17 protein-coding genes are annotated in these 25,902 nt (G+C 75.1%); 16 read left to right on the top strand and 1 reads right to left on the bottom strand.

Annotated features, from left to right (window positions below):
- Positions 1–4 precede the first annotated feature (4 nt).
- The 13 genes from ACIRG6_RS03385 (at position 5) to ACIRG6_RS03445 (ending at position 18,084) form a co-directional block, all read left to right on the top strand.
- Positions 5–1,216, top strand: a complete 1,212-nt coding sequence (locus tag ACIRG6_RS03385; RefSeq protein WP_364819334.1) for an ROK family transcriptional regulator — start codon at positions 5–7, stop codon at positions 1,214–1,216.
- A 69-nt stretch (positions 1,217–1,285) separates the two neighbouring features.
- Positions 1,286–2,623 carry an ABC transporter substrate-binding protein gene (locus tag ACIRG6_RS03390; protein WP_364674428.1) on the top strand — a complete coding sequence of 446 codons (1,338 nt, stop codon included), beginning with the start codon at positions 1,286–1,288 and terminating at the stop codon, positions 2,621–2,623.
- A gap of 6 nt (positions 2,624–2,629) precedes the next feature.
- Positions 2,630–3,574 carry a carbohydrate ABC transporter permease gene (locus ACIRG6_RS03395; protein WP_364674431.1) on the top strand — a complete coding sequence of 315 codons (945 nt, stop codon included), beginning with the start codon at positions 2,630–2,632 and terminating at the stop codon, positions 3,572–3,574.
- A complete protein-coding gene (locus ACIRG6_RS03400; protein WP_403320458.1) occupies positions 3,571–4,461 on the top strand; it encodes a carbohydrate ABC transporter permease in 891 nt (296 codons plus the stop codon). Before ACIRG6_RS03395 ends, ACIRG6_RS03400 begins: the two co-directional genes overlap by 4 nt.
- Positions 4,462–4,468: 7 nt before the next feature.
- Positions 4,469–5,734: a 6-phospho-beta-glucosidase gene (locus tag ACIRG6_RS03405; protein WP_364674436.1), complete on the top strand. Its 1,266-nt coding sequence runs from the start codon at positions 4,469–4,471 to the stop codon at positions 5,732–5,734.
- A complete protein-coding gene (locus ACIRG6_RS03410) occupies positions 5,725–6,696 on the top strand; it encodes an N-acetylglucosamine kinase (RefSeq protein ID WP_403320460.1) in 972 nt (323 codons plus the stop codon). Before ACIRG6_RS03405 ends, ACIRG6_RS03410 begins: the two co-directional genes overlap by 10 nt.
- Before the next feature lie 236 nt (positions 6,697–6,932).
- Positions 6,933–8,384: a hypothetical protein gene (locus ACIRG6_RS03415; RefSeq protein WP_364819339.1), complete on the top strand. Its 1,452-nt coding sequence runs from the start codon at positions 6,933–6,935 to the stop codon at positions 8,382–8,384.
- Between the two features lie 59 nt (positions 8,385–8,443).
- The gene (locus ACIRG6_RS03420; protein ID WP_364674444.1) at positions 8,444–9,487 is read left to right on the top strand and encodes a glutamate ABC transporter substrate-binding protein; all 1,044 of its coding nucleotides are present in this window, start codon (positions 8,444–8,446) and stop codon (positions 9,485–9,487) included.
- A gap of 59 nt (positions 9,488–9,546) precedes the next feature.
- The gene (locus ACIRG6_RS03425) at positions 9,547–10,881 is read left to right on the top strand and encodes a coiled-coil domain-containing protein (RefSeq protein WP_350718084.1); all 1,335 of its coding nucleotides are present in this window, start codon (positions 9,547–9,549) and stop codon (positions 10,879–10,881) included.
- Positions 10,882–10,903: 22 nt separating this feature from the next.
- Positions 10,904–13,594, top strand: a complete 2,691-nt coding sequence (locus ACIRG6_RS03430; RefSeq protein WP_403320462.1) for a serine/threonine-protein kinase — start codon at positions 10,904–10,906, stop codon at positions 13,592–13,594.
- Between the two features lie 3 nt (positions 13,595–13,597).
- Positions 13,598–14,995, top strand: coding sequence for a PP2C family serine/threonine-protein phosphatase (locus tag ACIRG6_RS03435; protein ID WP_403320464.1), 1,398 nt, complete (start codon positions 13,598–13,600; stop codon positions 14,993–14,995).
- A gap of 131 nt (positions 14,996–15,126) precedes the next feature.
- Positions 15,127–16,473, top strand: coding sequence for a vWA domain-containing protein (locus ACIRG6_RS03440; RefSeq protein WP_239767935.1), 1,347 nt, complete (start codon positions 15,127–15,129; stop codon positions 16,471–16,473).
- Positions 16,474–16,536: 63 nt separating this feature from the next.
- Positions 16,537–18,084 (top strand): FHA domain-containing protein, encoded by a 1,548-nt coding sequence (locus ACIRG6_RS03445; protein ID WP_403320465.1) that lies wholly within the window; start codon positions 16,537–16,539, stop codon positions 18,082–18,084.
- Between the two features lie 15 nt (positions 18,085–18,099).
- Here the strand turns inward: ACIRG6_RS03445 and ACIRG6_RS03450 are convergent, their stop codons facing one another.
- Positions 18,100–19,074: a methyltransferase domain-containing protein gene (locus tag ACIRG6_RS03450; RefSeq protein ID WP_364674453.1), complete on the bottom strand. Its 975-nt coding sequence runs from the start codon at positions 19,072–19,074 to the stop codon at positions 18,100–18,102.
- A gap of 89 nt (positions 19,075–19,163) precedes the next feature.
- On the opposite strand from ACIRG6_RS03450, the gene ACIRG6_RS03455 reads away from it, so the two are divergent.
- The 3 genes from ACIRG6_RS03455 (at position 19,164) to ACIRG6_RS03465 (ending at position 25,895) form a co-directional block, all read left to right on the top strand.
- On the top strand, positions 19,164–19,577 hold the full coding sequence (locus tag ACIRG6_RS03455; protein WP_318218591.1) for a globin: 414 nt from the start codon (positions 19,164–19,166) through the stop codon (positions 19,575–19,577).
- Between the two features lie 197 nt (positions 19,578–19,774).
- Positions 19,775–23,026 (top strand): FtsX-like permease family protein, encoded by a 3,252-nt coding sequence (locus tag ACIRG6_RS03460; RefSeq protein WP_403320469.1) that lies wholly within the window; start codon positions 19,775–19,777, stop codon positions 23,024–23,026.
- Between the two features lie 139 nt (positions 23,027–23,165).
- On the top strand, positions 23,166–25,895 hold the full coding sequence (locus tag ACIRG6_RS03465) for an FtsX-like permease family protein (protein WP_403320471.1): 2,730 nt from the start codon (positions 23,166–23,168) through the stop codon (positions 25,893–25,895).
- The last annotated feature ends 7 nt before the right edge of the window (positions 25,896–25,902 follow it).

The raw sequence follows: 25,902 nt of genomic DNA on the forward strand, positions 1-25,902 counted from the left end.
ACGCATGGCAGGTACCGCCGGCACGCCGGGCACCCCCCGCGTCCTGCGCGCCATGAACGACCGGGCCGCCCTGGACCTCCTCCTGGAGCACGGGCCGCTGTCCCGCACCCGGATCGGCAAGCTCACCGGCCTGTCCAAGCCGACCGCCTCCCAGCTGCTGGCCCGCCTGGAGGCCGCGGGGCTGGTGCTGGCCGGCGGCACCACGGAGGGCCGGCCGGGGCCCGGCGCCCAGCTGTACGAGGTCAACCCGGCCGCCGGGTACGCCGCCGGGCTCGACGTCACCCCGTCCCGCGTCCTGGCCGCGGTAGCCGACGTCACCGGCCGCACGGTCGGCCGGTACGAACTGCCCACCCCGCACCGGCGCCCCGGCGTCCCCGTCGTCCAGCAGGTCACCGACGCGCTCGACGGCGCGGTGAAGGCCGCCGGGCTCGCCCGGGACGACGTCCGCCGCCTGGTCATCGGCACGCCGGGCGCCTTCGACCCGAACACCGGCCGGCTGCGCTACGCCGCCCATCTGCCCGGCTGGCACTCCCCCGGCCTGCTCGCGGAACTCGCCGCCGCCCTGCCGATGCCGGTCGAGTACGAGAACGACGTGAACCTCGCCGCCCTGGCCGAGCAGCGCCTGGGCGCGGCCCGGGGGCACGAGGACTTCGTGCTGCTGTGGAACCAGGAGGGGCTCGGCGCCGCCCTGGTCCTCGGCGGCCGGCTGCACCGCGGCTGGACCGGCGGCGCCGGCGAGGTCGGCTTCCTGCCGGTGCCGGGCGCGCCGCTGGTGCGCCAGGTCACCCGGGCCAACAGCGGCGGCTTCCAGGAACTGGCCGGTTCGCAGGCGGTGCCGCGGCTGGCCCGCGAGCTCGGCGTCACCCCGGTGCCCGCCGGCCCGCATCCGGAGGCCGCCGCCGCCCTCCTCGCCCGGGCGGCCGGGGCCGGCGACGGGCCGCACCGCCTGCTGCTGCGGGCGTACGCGACCCGCCTGGCGACCGGTCTGGCCTCCCTGGTCTCCGTCCTCGACCCCGAGCTCGTCGTCCTCAGCGGCACCTCGCTCACCGCCGGCGGCGAGGCACTGTGCGACCTCGTGCGGGACGAGCTGGCGGAACTGGCCGCCTCCCGGCCACGGCTCGTCCTCGGCTCCGTCACCGCACACCCCGTACTGCGCGGCGCGCTGGAGAGCGCCCTCGCGACCACCCGCGACGAGGTCTTCGACACCTCGCGCTGACGCCCGCACCGCCCCGGCACCACCTCCGCAGCACCGCCCCGTCCCACCCTGCCCCTGGGAGACCTCGCCATGCCCGGAATATCAAGGAACGCGGCTTTCGCGGTCGCCGCCTCCGCCTCCCTCGCCCTGCTCGCCACCGCCTGCACGGGCCAGTCCGACACCGGCGCCACGGACGACCCGAACGCCGAGACGACCATCACCTTCTGGCACGGCTGGAGCGCGCCCGCCGAGGTCGCGGCCGTGCAGGAGAACGTGGACCGCTTCGAGAAGGCCCACCCCAACATCAAGGTCAAGGTCGTCGGCAACATCAACGACGACAAGCTCAACCAGGCCCTGCGGGCGGGCGGTTCGAACGGCCCGGACGTGGTGTCCTCCTTCACCACCTCCAACATCGGCAAGTTCTGCTCCTCGGGAGCCTTCCTGGATCTGAAGCCGTTCGTCGAGAAGGCGAAGCTCGACCTCGACGCGCTCATCCCGAAACCGATGCTGGAGTACACCCAGTTCGAGGGCACCCGCTGCGCCCTGCCCCTGCTCGGCGACGCCTACGGCCTCTACTACAACAAGGACGCCTTCGCGGCGGCCGGCATCAAGACACCGCCGAAGACCTGGTCCCAGTTCGCCGAGGTCGCCGAGAAGCTCACCAAGCCCAAGGGCGACGGCTACGAACAGCTCGGGTTCATGCCGAACTACCACGGCTACGAGACGGTCGTCGACCACTACATGTCCCAGTGGGACCACACCTACTTCGGCGAGGACGGCAAGTCGACCGTCGCCACGGACCCGGCGTTCGCCGAGATGTTCAGGTACCAGAAGAAGCTCGTGGACGACCTCGGCGGCTTCGCCAGGCTGGAGAAGTACCGCAACACCTTCGGCGACGAGTGGGGCGCCGAGCACCCCTTCCACACCGGCCAGGTGGCCATGCAGCTCGACGGCGAGTGGCGGCTCGGCATGGCGAAGGACGCCGGGGTGGACTTCGAGATCGGCACGGCGCCGATGCCCGTCGCCGACGACGAGGCCGACGAGTACGGCAAGGGATTCCTGTCCGGCACGGTCATGGGCATCGCGCCGCACAGCGAGAAGCAGAACGCGGCCTGGGAGCTGGTGAAGTACATGACGACCGACACCGAGGCCGTCGTCTCCTTCGCCAACGCCATCCACAACGTGCCCTCCACGTTCGCCGCCCTGAAGTCGCCCGGCCTGAAGACGGACCCGGCGTTCCAGACCTTCCTCGACATCGCCCAGCACCCCGAGTCGAACTCCCCGCCCGCTTCCGTCAACGGCGCCACGTACCAGCTGACGCTCCAGGACCTCGGCTACCGGTACGAGTCGGGCAAGGTGACGGACCTGAAGGCCGGTCTGGAGAAGACGGCCGCACAGATCGACCGCGACATCGAGCAGGCGAAGTAGCGGTCCATGGCCACCCACACTCTCCGCGCGAAGCGCCGTTCCTCGGCGCTTCGGACGGTGGCCTTCATGTCACCGTGGCTCGTCGGGTTCGGCGTCTTCTTCGCCTATCCCCTGGTCTCCACCGTGTACTTCTCGCTGATGAAGTACGACGGCTTCGGCGTCCCCGAGTTCCGGGGCCTCGCCAACTGGACGTACGTCTTCCAGGACTACCCGCTGTTCTGGCCGGCCCTGCGCAACACCCTCTGGCTGGTCGTCGTCATGGTGACCTGCCGGGTCGTGTTCGGGCTCGGCGTCGGGCTGATCGTCACCAGGATCAGGACGGGGGCCGGGGTCTTCCGCACCCTCTTCTACCTGCCCTACCTCGCCCCGCCCGTCGCCGCGACGTTGGCCTTCGTCTTCCTCCTCAACCCCGGCACCGGACCGGTCAACTCCGTGCTGGAGGGCCTCGGCGTACCCGCGCCCGGCTGGTTCACGGACGCCGCCTGGTCCAAGCCGGCGCTGACCGCGCTCGCGGTGTGGGGCGTGGGCGACCTCATGGTCATCTTCATGGCCGCCCTGCTCGACGTGCCGAAGGAGCAGTACGAGGCGGCCGAGCTGGACGGGGCGTCGGCCTGGCAGCGGTTCCGGTTCGTCACCCTGCCGAACATCTCGCCGATCGTGCTGTTCGCCGTCGTCACGGGCGTGATCCAGACGATGCAGTACTACACGCAGCCGCTGGTCGCGGGGAAGGTCGCCTCCGGGATCATCGGCGGCTCCGGCCAGTCCTTCGAACCGGGCTACCCGGACAAGTCGACGCTGACCCTCCCCCAACTCGTCTACAACCTCGGCTTCCAGCGCTTCGACTACGGCTCCGCCTGCGTGGTCGCGCTCGTGCTGTTCGTGCTGGCCATGGCCTTCACGGCGCTGCTGATGCGCCGCCGGGGCGGACTCATCCAGGCAGGTGACCGATGACCCAGGTACTGGACCGGCCGGTGGCGGCCGGCACGCCGCCCACCGCGGAGCGCACCGCCCGCCGGCGCGTCCTGCTGCAGTGGATCGCCGTCCACAGTCTGGGCGTGGCCGCCGCCCTCTTCTTCACCCTGCCGTTCGTCTTCGTGGTCCTCACCTCGCTGATGAGCGACCAGCAGACCCTCACCCGCGACCTGGTCCCGCACACCTGGGAGTGGGGCAACTACCGCGAGGTCCTGGACACGCCCGGCTTCCTGACCTGGTGGCGCAACACCCTGCTCTACGCGGGCCTCGGCACGCTGCTCACCGTGGTCTCCTCGCTGCCGGTGGCGTACGCGCTGGCGAAGTTCCGCTTCCGCGGACGGCATCTGTCCCTGCTGCTGGTGATCTCGATGATGATGCTGCCCCCGCAGGTGATCATCATCCCGATGTACCTGTTCTGGGCGAAGCAGCTGGACCTGTCCGGCACGCTGTGGCCGCTGATCGTCCCGATGGCCTTCGGCGACGCGTTCTCGATCTTCCTGCTGCGCCAGTTCCTGCTGACCATCCCGGACGAGTACCTGGACGCGGCCAGGGTGGACGGCTGCGGGGAGCTGCGCACCCTGCTGCGGGTGGTCGTGCCGATGGCGAAGCCGGGCCTCGCGGCCGTCGCCCTGTTCCAGTTCTTCTACGCCTGGAACGACTACTTCGGCCCGCAGATCTACGCCTCGGAGAACCCGGGCGCCTGGACCCTGTCCTACGGACTGGAGTCCTTCAAGGGCGCCCATCACACCGACTGGAACCTGACCATGGCGGCGACCGTGCTGGTCATGGCACCCGTGATCCTCGTGTTCTTCCTCGCCCAGAAGGCGTTCGTCGAGGGCATCACGCTGACTGGAGTAAAGGGTTGATGACCGAATGAAACTCACCGTGGTCGGCGGCGGTTCGACCTACACGCCCGAACTCGTGGACGGCTTCGCCCGGTTGCGGGACACCCTGCCGGTCGAGGAGCTGGTCCTCGTCGATCCGGCCGCGGACCGACTGGAACTGGTCGGCGGACTGGCCCGCCGCATCTTCGCCCGGCAGGGCCACGGCGGGCGCGTCGTGACCACCTCGGACCTGGACGCGGCCGTGGACGGCGCCGACGCGGTCCTGCTCCAGCTGCGCGTCGGCGGCCAGGCGGCCCGCGAGCGGGACGAGACGTGGCCGCTGGAGTGCGGCTGCGTCGGGCAGGAGACGACCGGCGCGGGCGGCCTGGCCAAGGCGCTGCGCACGGTGCCGGTGGTGCTGGACATCGCCGAGCGGGTGCGCCGGACCAACCCGGACGCCTGGATCATCGACTTCACCAACCCCGTCGGCATCGTCACCCGCGCCCTGCTCCGGGCCGGCCACCGGGCGGTCGGCCTGTGCAACGTGGCGATCGGACTCCAGCGCAAGTTCGCCGCGCTGCTCGGCACGGCGCCCGCCGACGTCCACCTGGACCACGTGGGCCTCAACCACCTCACCTGGGAGACCGGCGTCCGCCTCGGCGGCCCCGAGGGCGAGGACGTCCTGCCCCGGCTGCTGGCCGAGCACGGCGACACCGTCGCCGCCGACCTCCGCCTGCCCCGGCCGCTCCTGGACCGCCTCGGCGTCGTCCCGTCCTACTACCTGCGCTACTACTACGCGCACGACGAGGTCGTCGAGGAACTGCGCCACAAGCCGTCCCGGGCCGCCGAGGTCGCGGAGATGGAGCGGCGGCTGCTGGAGATGTACGCCGATCCCGCGCTGGACGAGAAACCGGCGCTGCTGGCCAAGCGCGGCGGCGCCTACTACTCGGAGGCGGCCGTGGACCTGGCGGCGGCCCTGCTCGGCGGCACCGGCTCCCCTTACCAGGTGGTGAACACCCTCAACCGGGGCACGCTGCCCTTCCTGCCCGACGACGCGGTGATCGAGGTGCAGGCCGCGGTGGGCCGCAAGGGCGCGACACCGCTGGCCGTCCCGGCCGTGGACCCGCTGTACGCGGGCCTGATGGCGAACGTGACGGCGTACGAGGACCTGGCCCTCGACGCGGCCCTGCGCGGCGGCCGGGAGCGGGTGTTCCGGGCGCTGCTCGCCCACCCCCTCGTCGGCCAGTATGCCTACGCCGAGCAGCTCACCGACCGGCTGGTCGCGCACAACCGGGAGCACCTGGCGTGGGCCTGAGCGCGAGCGTGCTCGCCGTCGACGCGGGCAACAGCAAGACGGACGTGGCGGTCGTGTCGGCGGACGGGGAGGTGCTCGCCACGGCACGCGGCGGCGGCTTCCGTCCGCCCGCCGTGGGCGTCGGACCGGCGGTGGACGCCCTCGCCGAGGCGGTGACGCGGGCGTTCGCCGTGGCCGGCGTCACCGGCGTCGACCACGTCTCGGCGTGCCTGGCCAACGCCGATCTGCCCGTGGAGGAGGAGGAACTGTCCGCCGCGCTGCACGCGCGCGCGTGGGGCACGACCGTCGAGGTGCGCAACGACACCTTCGCGATTCTGCGGGCCGGCGTCACCGAGCCGCGCGGGGTGGCCGTCGTGTGCGGCGCCGGCGTCAACTGCGTCGGCATGCGCCCCGACGGCCGCACCGCCCGCTTCCCGGCCCTGGGCCGGATCTCCGGCGACTGGGGCGGCGGCTGGGCCCTGGCCGAGGAGGCGCTGTGGCACGCGGCGCGCGCGGAGGACGGGCGGGGCGAGCCCACGGCACTGGCCCGGGCCCTGCCGGCGCACTTCGGGCTCGACTCCATGTACGCCCTCATCGAGGCCCTGCACCTGCGGCACATCGAGCCGGTACGGCGCCACGAGCTGGCCCCCGTCCTGTTCGCCACGGCGGCCGACGGCGACCCCGTGGCCCGGGCGGTCGTCGACCGGCAGGCGGACGAGGTGGTGGCGATGGCCACCGTCGCGCTGACCCGCCTCGACCTGCTGGGCGAACGGACACCGGTGCTGCTCGGCGGCAGCGTCCTGGCCGCCCGCCACCCCCGTCTCGACGACCGGATACGGGAGTTGCTGGCGGCCCGCGCGCCCAAGGCCGTGCCGCGGGTGGTGACCGCGCCCCCGGTGCTGGGCGCGGTGCTGCTGGGCCTGGACCGGACGGGAGCGGCCCCCGGGGCGCAGGAGCGGGTGCGGGCGCACTTCGGCACGTGAGGGGATCTGAGCGGGTCTCAGGGGGCGCCCGAGGGGGCGCCCGAGGTTCCCACCGGGAACCGAACCGGCTCCGAACGCGTATTCATGGGCAAGGCTGAGGGCGGTTCCACCGGTCGGCCGACGCCGTGAGCGGGGTGCGGAACCCCGCGATCGGATCAAGATCGGGTGAAGGCCGGTGCGAATGTCGGTGCGGGGCGCGATACTTGCGGCGACGGATGACCATGGGGGAGGTCAGAGTGACTCGACCGCCGAAGAGCAGCGCGGCGCCACCGCCGGGCGCGGGCGCGCCCCCGCTGCCCGCCGTGCCGCCGCAGCCCCTGCCGCAGCAGCGGTCGGGTGACGGCGTCCCGCCCGGGTCCCCGCCGCCGGCGCCCCGCCGCACCGCGTTCGCCGAGGGCGTGGACCGCCTGCGCGCCGCGGCCACCACCGAGCCCGGCAGGCTGCGCATCATCGGCGCCCTGCTCGCCGTGCTCGTCCTCGCCTTCGGCGCCGTCACCGCCTGGCAGATGAACGAGCGGTCCGCCGCCGCGGACGACGTGCTGAACCGCAGCCAGCCGCTCAGCTCCGCCGCCGCCGACATCTACCGTTCCCTCGCCGACGCCAACACCGCGGCGTCCAGCGGGTTCCTGGCCGGCGGGCAGGAGACGAAGGCCTCCCGCGACCGGTACGAGAAGGGCGTCCGCACGGCCGCCGAGGGGCTCGTGGAGGCCGCCGCCAACTCCGACGCCGGCTCCCCCGCCGCCACGACCATCACCCGGCTGAACCGCCTGCTGCCCGAGTACAAGGGCCTGATCGAGCGGGCCCGCACCTACAACCGGCAGGGCTTCCCGGTCGGCGGCGCCTATCTGCGCTACGCCAACGAGAAGATGCAGAAGGAGATGCTCCCGGCGGCGGAGGACCTCTACACGCGGGAGAAGCAGCGGCTGAGCGGCGACTACGCCGACGCCAAGCCCTACCCCTGGGCGGCGATCGCCCTCGGCGTCCTCGCGCTCGCGGCCCTGGGCTGGGCGCAGTACCGCAACTACCGGCGCACCAACCGGGTCCTCAACCACGGCCTGGTCGCCGCCACGACCACCGCGACGGTCGTCCTGCTCTGGCTGGTCGTCGGCCACAGCGTCGCGCGGTCGGACCTGAACGACTCCTACGACCACGGCGTCCGCTCCCTGAACGCGCTGCACGAGGCCCGCATCGCCTCCCTCAAGGCCCGTGGCAACGAGAACCTCACGCTGGTGGCGCGCGGCGCGGAGACGAAGAAGGTCGGCGACGAGACGTACGACGCCTACGACTTCGACTTCGAGAAGAACATGGCCACGCTCGGCAAGGGCCTGGCCGAGGCGCGGCGGCTCGCCGACGACGAGGCGGGCACGCAGCCGGTCGCGGCGGCGAACGCCGACATGACGGAGTGGAAGAAGCGCCACGCGTCGGCCCGTGAGCAGGACGAGAACGGCAACTACCGGCAGGCGCTGGACCTGGTGATCGGCGGCAAGGGCGCCACCGTCGAGTGCTTCGACGGCGTCGACGCCTCGCTGGCCGACGCCCTCGGCCACGAGAAGGACGAGTTCGAGCGGGCGGCGGGCGACGGCCTGGACGCGATGGGCCTCCTGCCCCAGGGGGCCGCCGCCCTCGCCGTCCTGGGCGCGGCCGGCGCGCTGCTGGGCATCGGCCGCAGGCTGTCGGAGTACCGGTGAGGCGGGGCCAGGGCCCGGCGAGCGGGTGGGAAGGGGTGGCGGTGAAAGGGGGCGTGAGGATGCGTGCGCGACGACTGCGGACCGGCCTGAAGGGCTGGGGCGGGGTGGGGGCGATGGCGTTCGCCTGCGCCCTGGCGGTGCTCTTCGCCCTGCTCCTGCCGGTGGTCCGCTCGCACGGCGAGGGCACCGCGGGCACCGGCAGCCAGGGCGCCGCCCAGGGCCGCCAGGCACGCGCCGCCGAGGAGTGCACGGACCCGGAGAAGCAGACCCTGTCCCCGGACGGCGCGGACGGCCCCACCATCGAGGCGATCCGCAACCGCGAGGGCGCCAAGCGCAAGCTGATCGTCGGCGTCGACCAGAACAGCTACCGCTGGGGCTACCGCGACCCGAACAGCGGCGGCGACGCCGAGCTGGAGGGCTTCGACATCGACCTGGTGCACCGCATCGCCCGGGACATCCTCGGCGACCCGAACGCGGTGCAGTTCAAGGCGATACCCACCGACCAGCGGATCCCCGCGATCCAGGACGGCCGGGTCGACATGGTGGTCCGCACGATGACCATCAACTGCGACCGGCTGGCCGACGTCGCCTTCTCCGCGCCCTACTTCAGGACCGGCCAGCAGCTGCTCGCCCCCAAGTCCTCGGACATCACCGGGTACGACGGCACGCTCGCCGGCAAGAAGCTCTGCACGGCGGCGGGTTCGACGGCGCTGAGCACGCTGAAGCAGGACCAGGCGGACGGCCGGGCGGCGGCCGGCGCCGACCTGGGCACCACCGTCCCCAATCAGCTTGACTGCCTGGTGCGGCTCCAGCTCGGCGAGGTCGACGCGGTGGTCACCGACGGCGCGCTCGCCGCGAGCCAGGCCGCACAGGACCCCACGGTCGAACTGAAGGGCGACCCCTTCACCACCGAGTACTACGGCGTGGCGATGAAGAAGGACGCCGACGATCTGGTACGCCGGGTCAACCAGATCCTCGTGGAGTGGCGCTCCGACAAGGCCCGGGGCTGGCAGCACTCGTACGAGCAGTGGCTGTCGGAGACCATGGGCGACGACTCCCGGAAGTCGGAACCGCCGGCCCCCCAGTACCGGGGCAGGAGCTGACCGACCGCCGCACCACCGGGAAAGAGCACACACGAGTCCGCAACAGCGAAAGGTGACCGATGGGCGACACGGGACCCTCCGGGCCGGTGATGGACCGGGACGAGGTGGACCGTGCGCTGGCGCGGCTCGGCGCGGAGCACGAGGCGATCGAGACCTCGCTCCTCGCCCTCCAGGACCACGCGGGCCGCAGACTCCTGGAAGGCGCCGAGCTGACGGGCGTGACCCAGGAGCGCTGGGCCGCCGCGGAGGCGTCGATCACCCTGCTCTGGTCCTACTTCGACGCGTACGCGGGCGCCCTGCGCACCGCCCGGGAGATCCGCTCCCGGCGCCGCTGGTCCAGCCGCGAGGACCTGGTGGAACTGACGGAGCTGCTGCGCGGCGAGGCGGTCACCGTGTCCGGCAATGCCGCCGCCACCGCCGGCGCGCCCACCCTGCACGGCGGTCCGGGCCGGCTCAGCGAGCGGTACTCGCTGGTCACGCTGGTGGACCGGATGAACCAGCTGTACGCGGCCTCCCTCGACCTGGTGGTCGCCGCCGACGCGGTGTGGTCGGCGCTGCCGGCGCGCATCGATTTACTCGCCGCCGAGCTCCAGCGCACCCGCCGGCTCGCGCACTCGGTGGGGGTGCGCCCCGGCGAGCACCCGGCCGGGGACGACCTGGAGCGGATCACCCGCACCCTGACGAAGCTGCGCGAGCGGGTGGTGTCCGACCCGCTGGCGTTCTGGGTGCCCACCGAGGGCAGTTCGGCGCCGGGCGGCGGCCGGCCGGACACCACGGTCTACGACCGGGAGGCGCGCGCCCTGGAGGACGTCCGCCGGGAGATCGACGCGGTGCTGGCCGTCCGCCAGGACGCCGAGCAGCGGATCGTGCGGCTGCGGGACGTGCTCTCCCGCGCGGACCGCACGCTCGCCGAGGCCCGCACCGCGCGCGGCGAGGTGCTGGCGAAGATCGCCGCGACGGAGGTGCCGGTGGTCAGTGGACCGCCGACCGTGCTCCAGGAGCAGCTCGCGACGGCCGCCGAGTACCGCAGACACGCCCAGTGGCACCGCCTGTCCCCGCTGCTGGAGTCCCTGGAGGAGAAGGCGGAGGACGAACTGCTGCGGGCCCGCGAGTCCTTGACGGCGGTCACCGCGCCGCTCGCGGTCCGCGCCGAGCTGCGCGGCCGGCTGGACGCGTACAAGGCGAAGGTCGCCCGGCTGGGCTTCGCGGAGGATCCGGAGCTGGTCGAGAAGTACGAGAAGGCGCGCCGCATGCTGTGGAGCGCGCCCTGCGACCTGCGCGTCGCCGAACAGGCCGTCCTGCGCTACCAGCACGCGGCGGCCGAACTGCTGGGCTCCGCGCCGCGCGTGCCCGGGCAGGGCGGGCCGGTGGACCGGACGGAGCCCGGCGCATGAGCGACAACGGGGAGGCGACGGCATGAGCCAGGAGCAGCGGACCTGTCAGCGTCCCGGCTGCGGCGGATCGTACGAGGACATGGGCGGCGGCGAGCTGTACTGCGACACCTGCGGTCTCGCGCCGGTCGTCGCGTCCAACGGCATGGTGGGCTCGACGCCGACCGGGATCACCGGCGGCGGGCGGGGCTCGCGCGGCTCGGCGGGCAGCGGCAGCGCGCGCACAAGCGGCCGCAGTGCGCGGACGTCGTCGCAGTCGTCGAAGTCCCGGCGCTCGGTCTCGGGGCGGCTCTCGCGGTCCGTGTCGGGCCGGTCCACGGGCCGTTCGGTGTCGGTGCGCAGCTCGGGGTCGCCCGCCGGTTCGTCCGCGCGGGGGCGGCTCGGGGCCGGCCTGGTCGAGGTACCGGCGATCCCGCGGCCCGACCCGCGCGCGATGGTCCTGGACAACCCCGAGGTGCCCGAGCGCAAGCGGTTCTGCTCGCGCTCGGACTGCGGGGCGCCGGTCGGGCGGGCGCGCGGGGACCGGCCCGGCCGCACGGAGGGCTTCTGCACCAAGTGCGGCCACCCGTACTCGTTCGTGCCCAAGCTGAAGTCCGGGGACGTCGTGCACGGCCAGTACGAGGTGGTGGGCTGCCTCGCGCACGGCGGGCTCGGCTGGATCTACCTCGCCGTCGACAGGGCGGTCTCCGACCGCTGGGTGGTCCTCAAGGGCCTGCTGGACACGGGCGACCAGGACGCGATGGCGGCGGCGATCTCCGAGCGGCGCTTCCTCGCGGAGATCGAGCACGCCAACATCGTGCGGATCTACAACTTCGTCGAGCACCTCGACCAGCGCACCGGTTCCCTCGACGGCTACATCGTCATGGAGTACGTGGGCGGCAAGTCCCTCAAGGAGATCGCCAACGCCCGCAGGTCGCCCGAGGGCCGGCGCGACCCGCTGCCGGTGGAGCAGGCGTGCGCGTACGGCATCGAGGCGCTGGAGGCCCTCGGTCACCTGCACAGCCGCAACCTGCTGTACTGCGACTTCAAGGTCGACAACGCCATCCAGACCGAGGACCAGCTCAAGCTGATCGACATGGGCGCGGTACGCCGCATGGACGACGACGAGTCGGCGATCTACGGCACGGTGGGCTACCAGGCGCCGGAGGTCGCCGACGTCGGCCCCTCGGTGGCCTCCGACCTGTACACGGTCGGCCGTACCCTCGCGGTGCTGACGTTCGACTTCCAGGGCTACACCACCGTCTACGCCGACTCCCTGCCGGACCCCGACACCATCGAGGTGTTCCGGCAGTACGAGTCGTTCTACCGGCTCCTGGTGCGCGCCACCGACCCCGACCCGGCCCGCCGGTTCGCCTCCGCGCAGGAGATGGCGGAGCAGCTGACGGGCGTGCTGCGCGAGGTGGTCTCGCTGCAGACGGGCCGCGCCCGGCCGGCGCTGTCCACGCTGTTCGGGCCCGAGGTGCGGGTCACGGACACGGAGTTGTTCCCCCGGCTGGACGGCGAGGTGTCGACGCTGGGGGCCCGGGTGACCGCCACTCGCAGGCGTGGTGACGGAGCGTCAGTGGTGCCGCCGGCGGGTGGCGGGGGCGTCGGTCCCGCGCTGCCCGGTGGTACGGGCCCGGCCGTCGGGGCGCCCGGCGGGACGGTCGCGGGCACCCCGGTCCACGGCGGGGCGGGTGTGGCGGCCGCACTGCCCGCCGGAGCGGGCGCGAGCGCCTCGCTGCCGGGTGCCGTGAGCGCGGTCGGCAGCGTCCGGGCCGGTGCCTCCGGCCTGGTCAAGCCCGTCGACGCCCCCGCCGCCGCCCTCGCCCTGCCGGTCCCGCGGGTCGATCCCGGGGACCCCAACGCCGGTTTCCTGGCAGGTCTCATGGCGTCCGCGCCGGGGGAGCTGCTGACCGCGCTGGGCGCCGCGCCGGCGCCCTCGACCGAGACCCGGCTGCGGCAGATACGGGCCCGCCTGGAGCAGGGCGACGCGCCGGGCGCGCTGGCGGCCCTGGCCGCCCTGGAGGGCGAGCGGCCCGACGACTGGCGGGTGGTCTGGTACCGGGGCCTGGCCTCGCTGGTGACCGGCGACCACGAGGGCGCCGCGCTCGCCTTCGACGCCATCTACGACGCCTTCCCGGGCGAGATCGCGCCCAAGCTGGCGCTCGGCCTGTGCGCGGAGGTGCTGGGCCAGCTCGACAACGCCGCGGAGTACTACCGCCTGGTGTGGTCGGCCGATCCGAGCCATGTGAGCGCCGCGTTCGGCCTGGCCCGCGTCCAGTTGGCGGGCGGCGACCGGTCCGGTGCCGTACGGACGCTGGAGTCGGTGCCGGAGTCGTCCGTCCACTGCACGGCCGCCCGCGTGGCGGCCGTGCGGGCCCGGCTGCGCCGGCGCACGGCGGACCCGGGCGACGTGGCGTTCCTGGACGATCTGACCGCGGCCGCCCGGCAGGTCGAGGCGCTGGACGTGTACGGTCTGGACCCGGCGCGCCGCGAGCAGTTGTCGGTCGAGGTCCTCGGCTGTGCCCTGGACTGGGTACTCTCCGGGGGCCGGGGTTCCGTTCCCCCCGCCGCCGGGGAACGGGCACTGCTCGGCAGCGGTCTGGACGAACGCGGCCTGCGTTTCGGCCTGGAGCGTTCGTACCGCACGCTGGCCCGGCTGGCGCGGGGCGGCGAGGAGAGGATCGACCTGGTGGAACGTGCCAATCGTTACCGCCCCCGGACGTGGGTGTAGTTGATGTCGCAGATGCCCCAGCAGGCCGCTGTGTCCAAGTGCCCGAGCTGCGAGGAGCCCCTCGAGTCGGGCGACCGTTTCTGTGGCGCGTGCGGATACGACCTGTCCGCCGTGCCCGCGCGGCCCGAGGACAGCCCGACGATCGCCATGAACGCCGCGGTGCCCGCCCCGTCGTCGCCGCCGGACGGCACCGGCCGGCCCGTGCCGGGCACGGACTCGGCCGGCTCGCCGCTGCCGCCGCCACGGCCGGCCGCACCGCCGCCACCGGCCGCCGCCGCGCCCCCGCCACCGGCCGCACCGCCCGTCGCACCGCCGGTGGCGTCGGGACCGGCCGGGGCCGAACCGGCCGCGTCCGGTGTGCGGTTCGACCGTCCGGGCGAGCCGGACGAGTACCCGCTGCAGGCACCCGACCCGCGGTCGGCCGCCGCCCCGGCGCCGTCCCCGGAGGCCGCCTGCGCACCGGTCGCCCCCGCCACGGCCGCGTCCGGCACGGTGTGCGTGGCCTGCCGCGCGGGCCGCGTCGACGACGACGGCTACTGCGAGAACTGCGGGCACGCCCAGCCCCGCGAACGCGACCACATGGAGCAGGAGTCGGGCCCCGTCGCCGCCGTCAGCGACCGCGGTCTGCGCCACCACCGCAACGAGGACGCCTTCTGCGTCGGCCACACCGCGCTGCCCGACGGGACGCCCGCGACCGTGGCGATCGTGTGCGACGGCGTCTCCTCGGCGACCCGCCCGGACGACGCCTCCCTCGCCGCCTCCCGCGCCGCCGGTGAGTCGCTGCTCGCGGTGCTGCCGCGCGGCACGCACCCGCAGCAGGCCATGCACGACGCGATCGTCGCCGCCTCGCACGCCGTCAACGCGCTGGCCGACGAGCCCGCCACGGCCCGCGAGCAGGCACCGCACCAGAACGCCCCGGCCTGCACCCTCGTCGGCGCCGTGGTGACCTCGGACCTGCTGGTCGTCGGCTGGGTCGGCGACAGCCGCGTCTACTGGGTGCCCGTCGACCGCGGCACACCGCCGGCCCGGCTCACCGAGGACGACTCGTGGGCCGCGCAGATGGTCGCCGCCGGTCTGATGAACGAGGCCGAGGCGTACGCCGACGAGCGCGCCCACGCGATCACCGGCTGGCTCGGCGCCGACGCCTACGAGCTGGAGCCGCACACCGCGTCGTTCAAGCCGGACCGCCCCGGCGTGGTCGTGGTCTGCACGGACGGCCTGTGGAACTACGCCGAGTCGGCCGAGGAGATGGCCCGCGCCGTGCCCCTCGACGCCGCCGCGCGCCCGCTGCACAGCGCCCGGGTCCTGGTCGGCCACGCCCTGGACGGCGGGGGCCACGACAACGTAACAGTGGCCGTCGTGCCGTTCCCGGCCCCGCCCGCGGGGGCAGGATCCGGCTGAGGCCGCGCAGCCGGGCCACGCACGCACGGCCGGGTACGCGGCGGGGCGGCCTCGCGGACCGCAGGGGGCGGTCCGCGCCACGAGCCATCACCCCACCACCGTGGGGGACGTAGAGGGGGATGCGATCCGGCATGGCCAATTTCTCGAAGTCGAACGTGCCGCAGTTCTCGGTGGACGTCTACCAGAACGAGTACCTGCCCGAGGGCGGCCGTGAGGTCAACGCGATCGTCACGGTCACCGCGACCGGCGGCGGCACGGTCGGAAGCGCGGTGGCCGCGCCCCATCTGTACGCGCCGGGCCGGGGGCCGTCCGCCGCCGTGGCGCTGATGGTCGACTGCTCGGGCTCGATGGACTACCCGCCGACCAAGATGCGCAACGCCCGGGACGCGACGGCCGCCGCGATCGACACCCTGCGCGACGGCGTGCACTTCGCGGTGGTCGGCGGTACGCACGTGGCCACGGAGGTCTACCCCGGCAACGGCCGGCTCGCGGTCGCCGACGCCACCACCCGGGAGCAGGCCAAGCAGGCCCTGCGCAGGCTGAGCGCGGGCGGCGGCACGGCCATCGGCACCTGGCTGCGGCTGGCCGACCGGCTGCTGTCCACGGCGGACGTCGCCATCCGGCACGGCATCCTGCTCACCGACGGCCGCAACGAGCACGAGTCGCCCGAGGACCTGAAGGCGGCGCTCGACGCCTGTGCCGGACGGTTCACCTGTGACGCCCGTGGCGTGGGCACCGACTGGGAAGTGAAAGAAGTCACAGGGATCGCCTCCGCCCTGCTCGGCACCGCCGACATCGTCGCCGACCCGGCGGGTCTCGCCGCCGACTTCACGCGGATGATGGAGACGGCCATGGGCAAGGAGGTCGCGGACGTCGCCCTGCGCCTGTGGACGCCGGTCGGCACCACGGTGAGGTTCGTCAAGCAGGTCGCCCCCACGGTCGAGGAGCTGACCGACCGCCGCACCGAGGCGGGTCCGCGCGCCGGGGACTACCCCACCGGGTCCTGGGGCGACGAGTCCCGCGACTACCACGTCTGCGTGGAGGTACCGGCCGCGAACATCGGCCAGGAGATGCTGGCCGCCCGTGTCTCCCTGGTCGTCCCGGAGCCCGGGGGCGCGGTGCAGAACCTCGGCGCGCAGGGTCTCGTACGCGCCGTGTGGACGGACGACATGGCCGCGTCCACGTCGATCAACCCTCAGGTCGCCCACTACACCGGGCAGGCCGAACTGGCACAAGTCATCCAGCAGGGGCTGGATCTGCGCAAAGCGGGAGACATCGACGGAGCGACGGCCAAACTGGGCCGTGCGGTCCAGCTGGCCGGAGCCTCCGGAAACGCGGATACGGCGAAACTGCTTGCGAAGGTGGTGGACGTGGTCGACGCGGCGGCAGGTACTGTGCGACTGAAAGCGAAGGTCGAGGAGGCCGACGAGATGACTCTCGAGACCCGGTCGACGAAGACTGTTCGCGTGAAGAAGTGACGCAGTAACGCAGTACCGCAGGACAACACAGCGACAAGCTCCGCAAGAGGGGGAAGCTCCGACATGCCGACCTGCCCGAACGGACACCAGTCGGGTTCCGACGACTGGTGCGAGGTCTGCGGTCACCGCATGGCCGGTGCCGTGCCGCCCCCTCCGCCGCCACCGCCCCCGGGCGGGGGCTACGGCTTCCCGCCGCCCGCCGGTCCCGGCGGCCAGGGCGGGCCCGGCGGCCAGGGCGGGCCCGGCGGCCAGGCCGGCCCGGGCGGCCCCGCCGCGGAACCGCAGCTGTGCCCGCAGTGCCGCACGCCCCGCGAGGGCGGTGCGCCGTTCTGCGAGGAGTGCCGGTGGAACTTCCTCACCAACACCGCCACCTCGTACACCCCGGCGGCCCCGCGCCCGCCGGCGCCCGGCCCGGGGCCCCGGTTCCCGCAGCCGCCCAGGGGACCGTCGTACGGCGGCGGTGACGCGTACGACTACCAGGGCTCCCGCCCGTCCCAGATGAACCGTCCCGCCGAGCCGATCCCGCCGGGCCCGCCCTTCGGCGGCGACCCGTCGGGCCCCGGCGGCCCCGGCGGTCCCGGCCAGCACGGCGGTCCCGGCCAGCACGGCCAGGGTGGCCCCGGCGGTCCCGGCCAGCACGGCCAGGGTGGTCCCGGCCCGCACGGTCCGGGTGGTCCCAACGGTCCCGGCCCGCACGGTCCCGGCGGTCCGAACGGCCCCTCCGGCTACCCCGGCCCCGGTGGCCAGGGCGGTCCTTCCGGCTACCCGGGTCCCGGCGGCCAGGGCGGTCCCTCCGGCCCGCCCGCCCCGCCCGGATTCGGTGCCGACCCGTCGCGGCCGGTTCCGCCGCCGCCCGGCCCCGTTCCGCCCCCGCCCGGCCCCGGTGGCCCGGGAGGCCCCGGCCGTCCTGGCGGCCCCGGCGGTCCCGGCGGCCCTCCGCAGGCGTTCCAGCAGTCCGCGCCGCCGGCCCCGCCCGGCTTCCCGCAGGAGACCGGCCGCCCGCAGGAGACCGGCCGCCCGCAGCAGGGCGGTGGCCCGTCCTTCGGCGGCGGTGACGACGACTGGGTGCTCTCCCCGCCGTCCGGCCCGGGAGGCCCCGGCGGTCCTGGTGGCCCCGGCGGTCCCGGCGGCGGCTACGGCTACCCGCAGCCCGGCGCCACCCAGGCCCCGCCCGGCCACGGTTTCCCGCCCCAGCACCAGCAGTCGGCGACCTGGACGGCGACCATCGGTCCGGACCGCGAGTACTTCATGGCGATGATGCAGCGCTCCGGCCCCGAGGCCGCGGGCCTGAACCTGCCCGCGTACTCGCCCGAGCAGCAGCGCACGCTCACCGGCAACCAGATCACGATCGGCCGGCGCCGGCACTCCACCGGCGACACCCCGGACATCGATCTCGCGGTGCCGCCGGAGGACCCGGGCGTCTCGCACCAGCACGCCGTGCTGGTGCAGCAGCCGGACGGCAGCTGGGCGGTCGTCGATCAGAACTCGACGAACGGCACGACGGTCAACGGCGGCGATGAGCCGATCCAGCCCTTCGTGCCGGTGCCGCTCCAGGACGGCGACCGGGTGCACGTCGGCGCCTGGACGACGATCACGATCCGCCGCGGCTGAGGCGGGTGCGGGCCGTCAGGCGAAGGGCCAGGCGTACGGGCCCTCCGGGTCGTCCAGCCAGGCCCAGGCCCGCTCGCCGCGGACGGTGATGCCGTAGCGCTCGCGCCGGGGGGCGTCCTCGCGCTCCCAGAGCGCGTACGCCTCCTGCGGGTCGAGGCTGCCCCGGGTCAGGGCCAGCAGGAACCGGAACAGGTCGTCGTCGCGGGCCCGGCGCGGCACCCCGCCGAGGCCCGGCGGCCCCGGCTCGGTCCGCCCGGCGCCGCGCAGCGGCACGAAGTAGGCCGGCGTGTGCAGGAAGTGGCCCTCGGCGTGCCCGGCGTCGTGGACGGTGAGCGCGATCAGGCCGGTGGCAAGCGGCGCCAGGATGCGCCCTCCGGACCGGCACTGGACGAGCCAGGCGCGGGGGATCGTCGACAGCGCGCAGGTGGCGATGATCCGGTCGAAGGGAGCGCGTTCGGGCACCCCGCGCGCCCCGTCACCGGTGACGACGGCCGGGCGGTACCCGGCGGCGGTCAGGTGCCGGCGGGCCGACTCGGTGATGTCCGGGTCCAGGTCGATCGTGGTGACCAGGTCGTCGTCGCCGAGCCGGTGGGCGAGCAGGGCGGCGTTGTAGCCGGTGCCGGCGCCGATCTCCAGGACCCGGTTGCCGTCCGCCACGTCCAGCTCCACCAGCATCATCGCCATCAGCGACGGCTGGCTGCTGGAGGAGAGCAGCTCGCCGTCGCGCAGCCGGGTGGCGAGCGGGACGTCGGCGTACGCGCCCCGCACCCAGCGTTCGCGGGCCGCGGGGTCGGGGTGCTCGCCCCACCGGCGCTCGTAGCCGCCCCGGACGCCGACGTAGTAGTAGGGCACGAAGAGGTGGCGCGGGACCGTCTCGAACGCCTCCCGCCAGACCGGGTCGGCCGCCCAGGCGCCGCTCAGCTCGATCTCACGCACCAGCTCCGCCCGCGCGGAGGCGGCGAGGCCTGTCAGGTCCTGGTGCCCGCCCATGCCTCCACAGTAGGGCCCGGCGGCCGCCGTGGGTGGTCCGCGGACGGGAGGTCCTAGGTCTCCAGGCCTATGCCGCCCCGTCTGAGACCATGGACGGCGTGAATGAGATTCGGCGCGACACGCTTCAGGAGCAGACCTTCTACGAGCAGGTCGGCGGGGAGGAGACCTTCCGCCGGCTCGTCCACCGTTTCTACGAGGGGGTCGCCCAGGATCCGGTCCTGCGGCCGATGTATCCCGAGGAGGACCTGGGCCCGGCGGAGGAGCGCTTCGCGCTCTTCCTGATGCAGTACTGGGGCGGCCCGACGACGTACAGCGAGCGGCGCGGCCACCCCCGCCTGCGGATGCGGCACGCCCCCTTCGCCGTGGACCGTGCCGCGCACGACGCGTGGCTGAAGCACATGCGGGTGGCCCTCGACGAGCTCGGCCTGTCCGAGGAGCACGAGCAGACGCTGTGGAAGTACCTGACGTACGCGGCGGCCTCGATGGTCAACACCGAGGGCTGACCGCGCCGGGGGGGCGCCGGCTCGCGGAAGCCGATGAACGGATTCCGGTCCCGCATCGCCGGAATCCGGTCACGATCCGGTCAAGTCCGCCCCTCGAACGGTTACTCGCGCCAGGGGCCCTCTGACAACATCACCGAGAGGTCTGGACAACGGCGCCGGGGGGCCGGGTGGTGGGGAGCGGGGGACTCACGGGGTTCGTGCTGCTGCGCGCGCGGGCGCATCGCCTCCTGCTCGCCGCCGCGCTGCTCACCGTCCTGCTGACCACGGCGGTCCTGGCGACCCTGGCCGCCTACTCGGGCGCGATCGGCGACGCGTCCCTGCGGCACGCCCTCGACGATCCGCGCAACGCCGCCGACACCGCGCTGATCGTCAAGGCGGACGTGCCCGAGGAGGGGCGTGAGGACGCCGACGCCGCCGTGCGCAAGGGCGCCCGGGACACCTTCGGCGGACTGCCGGTCACCGTCCGCACCCTGATGCGGTCGGGCCCGTACGCCCTGCCGGGCACCCTGCGGCCGGCCGGCGAGCGGTCCGGCGACAACCCGGATCTGACGTACTTCGCGGCGCTCGACCCGGCGCAGGTGCGGATCACCGAGGGACGGATGCCGCGGGACGGCGGGCCGGTGGCCGAGGCCGCGCTGCCGACGGCCGCCGCCGAGCGCCTCGGCCTCCGGACCGGCGCCCGCCTCACGCTCACCGACCGGTTCGACGGCCCGGCGGTGCGCATCGAGGTCACCGGCCTGTACCGGCCGGCCGAGGCCGCGTCCCCGTACTGGGACCTGGACGACCTCGGCGGGCGCGGGATCAAGCAGGGCGGCTTCACGACGTACGGGCCGCTGCTCGCCGCCCCCGGTGCGCTGACCGGCGGCCGGGTGAGCGCCGGGCCGTCCGGATGGCTGGCGACGGCGGACTTCTCCACGGTGACGGCCGGCCGCACGGACGCCCTGCGCGAGGCGGCCCGGGACGGGACGGCGTGGCTGCGCGGCCGGCCCGTCCTCAGCGGTACGACGGCCGCGACGACGTCCCTGCCCGAGGTGCTGGACCGGCTCGACCGCTCCCTGCTGGTGTCCCGCTCCACGCTCCTCGTCGTGGCGCTCCAGCTGGCGCTGCTTTCGAGCTGCGCGCTGCTGCTGGTGGCCCGGCTGCTGAGCGCCGAACGCGCGGGCGAGCTGCGGCTGCTGCGGGCGCGGGGCGCCTCCCGGGCCCGGCTCGGGTGGCTCGCCGCACTGGAGGCACTGCTGCTGGCCGTCCCGGCGGTGCTCTGCGCGCCGCTGCTCGCCGGTCCGCTGACCCGGCTGCTGGCCGGGCAGGGGGCGCTGGCCCGGATCGGGCTGCGGCTGGAGGTGCCGTCCCTAGGCGGGGGCGGGGTGTGGCTGGTCGCCGGGGTGGCCGCCCTGGGGTGCGCGCTGGCGGTGACGCTGCCCGCGCTCACCGCGTCCCTGGCCGCCGGCGGCCGGACCCGGCCGCTGCCCGCGCCGCTGCGGGCGGGTGCGGACGTCGGCCTGCTGGTGGTGGCCGGTGTCGCCTACTGGCAGCTGTCCCGGCAGACCTCTGGCGCGGTGACCGGCGACGGCAGCGGCGCCCCGGGCATCGACCCGTTGCTGGTCGCGGCGCCCGCGCTGGCGCTGCTGGCCGGCACCGTGCTGACGCTGCGGCTCCTGCCGCCGGTCGCGCGGCTCGCCGAGCGCCGGGCGGCCGGCGGGCGCGGGCTGGCCTCGGCGCTGGCGGGCTGGCAGCTCAGCCGCCGCCCGATGCGCGGGGCCGGCCCGGTGCTGCTGCTGGTCCTGGCCACGGCGCTGGGCATGCTGGCGATCGGCCAGGGTGCCTCCTGGGACCGCTCGCAGGACGACCAGGCCGACTTCCGCGCCGGCGCTCCGGTGCGGGTGCTCGCCGCCGGGACGGCGGACCCGGGCCGCACGGAGACGTACGCGGCCGTCCCGGGCGTCCGGGAGGCGGCCCCCGCCGTGCGTACGACGCTGCCGCTGTCCGGCGGCCGGACGGCCACGGTGCTGGCGCTGGACACGGCGGACGCCGCGGACGCGATGCTGCTCCGTCCGGACCTGTCCCCCGTACCCGCCCGGTCACTGCTGGCCCCTCTCGGGCCCGAGGGCGAGCCGGCGGGCGCGAAGACGCCGGAGGGGACCGCGCGTCTGGGCCTGACGGTGGCCCTGGGCCGCGCGGGCGCGGGCGGGGACACGGGCACGACGGCGGACGTGACGGTCACGGTGCGGGACCGGCACGGCGTGCCGTACCGCCTGCCGGCCGGCGCGCTGGACGCCGACGGCCGCCGGCACACCCTGGAACTCGCCGTCTCCTCCGGTCCGCTGACCGTGACCGGCCTGGAGCTGGTCATGGCCCAGCCGAGCGGCCGCGCCCAGCAGCACCGCTTCACCCTGGAGGCGCTGACCGCCACGGCGGCCGACGGCACCGTGCGGCGGCTGGCGCTGCCCCGCTCGTGGACGGCCTCCGCACGCGGCGCCGGCCAGTTCTCGCCCCCGGACGCGCCCACCAGCCCGACCCGGCCCCGGCTGCGGGCGTCCGCGCCGCCGGTGATCGAGTACGGCACGGGGTACGTCCCGGCCGACATGCCCTGGGAGTCGGCGTCGCTGACCGTGCGGCTGGACGCCGAGCAGCCCGCTCCGCCGCAGCTCACGGCCGTGGCGACCGACCGCTTCCTCGACTCCGCGGGTGCCCGCGCCGGGCAGCCGGTGGACATCGCGCTGGACGGCCGGACCGTCACCGTGCGGATCGTGCACGCGGTCCACGCCCTGCCGTCCACCACCGCGACGGACGTCCCGGAGCGGGACGGCGGGGCGCTCCTGGTCGATCTGCGGTCGGTGAACCGGGTGCTGCAGGCCCGGTACGGGGAGAGCGTGACGCCCACCGAGTGGTGGCTGCGGACGGCGCCGGGGAAGGCGGCCGGGGTGGCCGCCGCCCTGCGCGCCTTCCCGGACGTCGATCCGGCGCAGGTCGTGGTGCGGGACGAGCTGGCCGGGCAGTTGCGCGACGACCCGTTCGGGGCGGGCCCCGGGACGGCGTTCACCGCGGCGGCCGGGGTGGCGGCGGCGCTGGCGGCCGTCGGGTTCGCGGTGAGCGCGACGGGGTCGCTGCGGGAGCGGGGCGCCGAGTTCGCGGTGCTGCGGGCCCTGGGCGCCCCGCGCCGCAGGCTGGCCCGCGCCGTCGCCGTCGAGCAGGGCGTCCTGGTGGTGCTGGCGCTGCTCGTGGGCACGGCGCTGGGTGCCGTGCTGGCCCGGGCGGTGATTCCGCTGATCGTGCTGACCCCGGAGGCCACCCACCCGGTGCCGGCCGTGCTCGTCGACCTGCCCGTGGGCCGCGTCGCCGTCCTCCTGGCCGCCGTGGCGGTCACCCCCCTGCTGGTCACGGCGGTCCTCGCCCTGCGCCGGGCGGACCCGGCGTCGGCCCTCAGGGAGCAGGGAGGCGAGACCCGGTGACCACAGCCCGCACCGCGAGGGCGTCCGCTGTGCCGTCGCCCCACGGCCTCCGCACAGCCGTACGGCGCCCGTCACGCAACCAGGCCCCGACCGCACCCGCGGCCGGCCCGCTCGTCGTGGGACAAGGAGGTGAGCGGACGTGAACCCCGTCGCCGCCCCGTGGGTGCGGACCCGGCTGCGCACCGCCCCCGGTGCCGCGTGCGCGCTGGCGCTGCTCGTGGCGCTCACCGCGTGTCTGGCCGCCGCCTTCCCGAGGGCCCTGGACCGGTACGCGGACACGAGCCTGCACCACGATCTCCGGCAGGCCCGCCCCGACCGGACCAGCGTGCTGCTGACGACCGGGCAGCCCGATTTCGGTTCCGACCTGGAGCAGTGGCAGCTGGACATGCGTCCCGGCGCGCTGCGCGAACGCTACGACAGCGCGCTCGGCATCGTCGCCGGCCGGCTCCCCGTCGACCGGTCGCAGTCGGCGTACGGGGTGCGCACCACCGAGACCATCGAGGTCCCGGATCCCTGGCTGCCCCGGCCCAGCGGGTGGGACCCGCAGGTGTACCTCGCCGCCCAGCACGGCCTCGGCGACCACGCCCGGCTGCACGCCGGCCGGCTGCCGCGCACGTCCGGCGCCCCGGTCACCCCGACCAGCGACCGGGTGGAGGCGGTCGTCACCACCGAGACGGCCGAGGCCCTGCACATCGAGGTGGGCGCGGTCCTCCACGTGCCCCGCGTGGCACGCGCCCCGCTCGCCGTCCACATCACCGGCGTCCTCGCCCCGCGCGACCCGGACGGCGCCTACTGGGCCACCCAGCCCGTGCTGCGCACCCCGTCGCTGCAGAAGGTGCCGGGGCCGCCCGGCGCGGACACCGACAAGTACTGGCTCGGCGCCCTGCTGCTCGCCCCCGAGGCGGGGCCCGCCCTGCTGGGCACGGCCGGTTCCCCCGTGCGCTACTGGCAGTTCGCGCCGGACGTCGGCGCGCTGCACGCCCACGACCTGGACCGGCTGAACTCGTCCGTCGCCGCCCTGGAGTCGGGGCCGGGGCTGCGGGAGGTGCGGTCGGCCGTCGCCCCGGACGCGGACGTGAGCACCGACCTCGACGAGGTGTTCGCCGCCTTCGACCGGCTGCGGTCGGGCATCGCTCCGCTGGTCACGGTCGCCGCGGCCGGCACCGGCACGGTCGCCGGGGTGGTCCTGCTGATGGCGGCCGGCCTCGCCGCCGACCGGCGCCGCGCGGAACTCGCCCTGCTGCGTGCCCGGGGCGCGTCGCTGCGGGGCCTGGTGGGGCGGCTGCTGGCCGAGACGTCGGTGGCGGCGGTGCCCGCGGGCGCCGTCGGTCTCGCCGCCGCGCTGCTCGCCCTCCCCGGGGCCCGTCTCGTCCCGGCCGTCGCGGCCGCCGTCCCGGTCACCGTCGTCGGCTGTGCCGCGCTGCCCCTGCGGGCCGCCGTCGCCCATCGCACCGTCCGGGTCCACGGCGGCCGGCAGGACGTGGCGTCGGTACGCCCGTCCCGGCGCCGTACGGTCGCCGAGCTCACCGCCGTCGTCCTGGCCGTGGCCGCGGTCGAGACGCTGCGCCGGCGCGGTGCGGCGACCTCGGCCGACGACCTGGTGTCGCTCGCGCCGGTGCTGGTCGGGGTGATCGCCGCGCTGGTCCTGGTGCGCCTCTATCCGCTGCCGCTGCGCCGGCTGGCCCGCCCGGCGGGGCGGCTGCGCGGCGCGGTGGGGCACCTTGCGCTGGCCCGCGCGGGCCGTACGTCCGTCCCGGCGGCGCTGCCCCTCCTCGCGCTGCTGACCGCGCTCACCACGGCGGCCTTCGGCGGCTCGGTCCTGACCGGTGTGACGGACACCCGGGACCGGGCGGCGCTGCTCACCACCGGTGCCGACGCCCGCGTGGAGGGGACCGGCCCGCTGCCGTCCGCCCTGGCCGACCGGGTCCGCCGCACCCCGGGCGTGGACGGGCTGACCGAGGTGAGCGTCGCCTACGAGGCCAGGACCAGCAACGGCCGCCAGACGCTGCCCGTTGCGGGTGTCGACCCCGCCGCCTACGCGAAGCTGGCGGCGCGTACGGATCTGGGGTCCTTCGCCGCGGACGACCTGAAGCAGCCGGGCGGCCAGGACGAGCCCCTGTGCGCACTGGCCTCGCCCACGGTCGCCGAGCGGTTCGGTACGGAGCCGTTCCGCGTCCGCATGGAGGACGGCACCGCCGTCGTCCTGCGGATCTCGGTCGTGCGCGACCTCACCCCGGCCGTCTTCGGCGACGAGTTCCTGGTCGTGGACCGGGCCGGGCTGTCCAGGGAGGCGGCCCGTCCGAACGTGCTGCTGCTGACCGGCGACCGGCTCGACGGGGGCGCGCTGCGCCGGGCGACCGGTGACGCCGGCTCCGTACGCCTGCGGGCGCAGGAACGGGCCCGGTACGTCGACTCACCGCTGCAGTCCGGTGCCGAACGCGTCTACACCGCGGCCGTGGCGGCCGGCGCCGGTTATGCCGTACTCGCCCTGCTGCTGTCCCTGCTGCGCGCCGCGCCCGAACGGGCCGCGCTGCTCGCCCGCCTGCGCACGATGGGCCTCACCCGGTCCCAGGGCCGGCGCCTGCTGGTCCTGGAGTCCCTCCCCCAGGCCGCCCTGGCGGCGGCCGGCGGGGCGCTGACCGGCTGGGCGACCGTCCGGCTGCTCTCCCCCGGCATCGACGTGACGACGATCGCGCTGGCGACGGCGTCGTCCCCGGGCGGCCGGGCCGGGCTGCGCACGGACCCGTGGTCGCTGGCGGTGCCGACGGTCGCGGTGCTGGTGGTCGCGGTGGGGGCGGCGGCGGTGCAGGCGTGGTGGTCGGGGCGGCGCGGGTCGGTCACGGAGCTGCGGGCGGGTGACTCCGGATGAACGGACC

The organism is Streptomyces flaveolus (genome assembly GCF_044765825.1).
Lineage (GTDB): Bacteria > Actinomycetota > Actinomycetes > Streptomycetales > Streptomycetaceae > Streptomyces > Streptomyces flaveolus.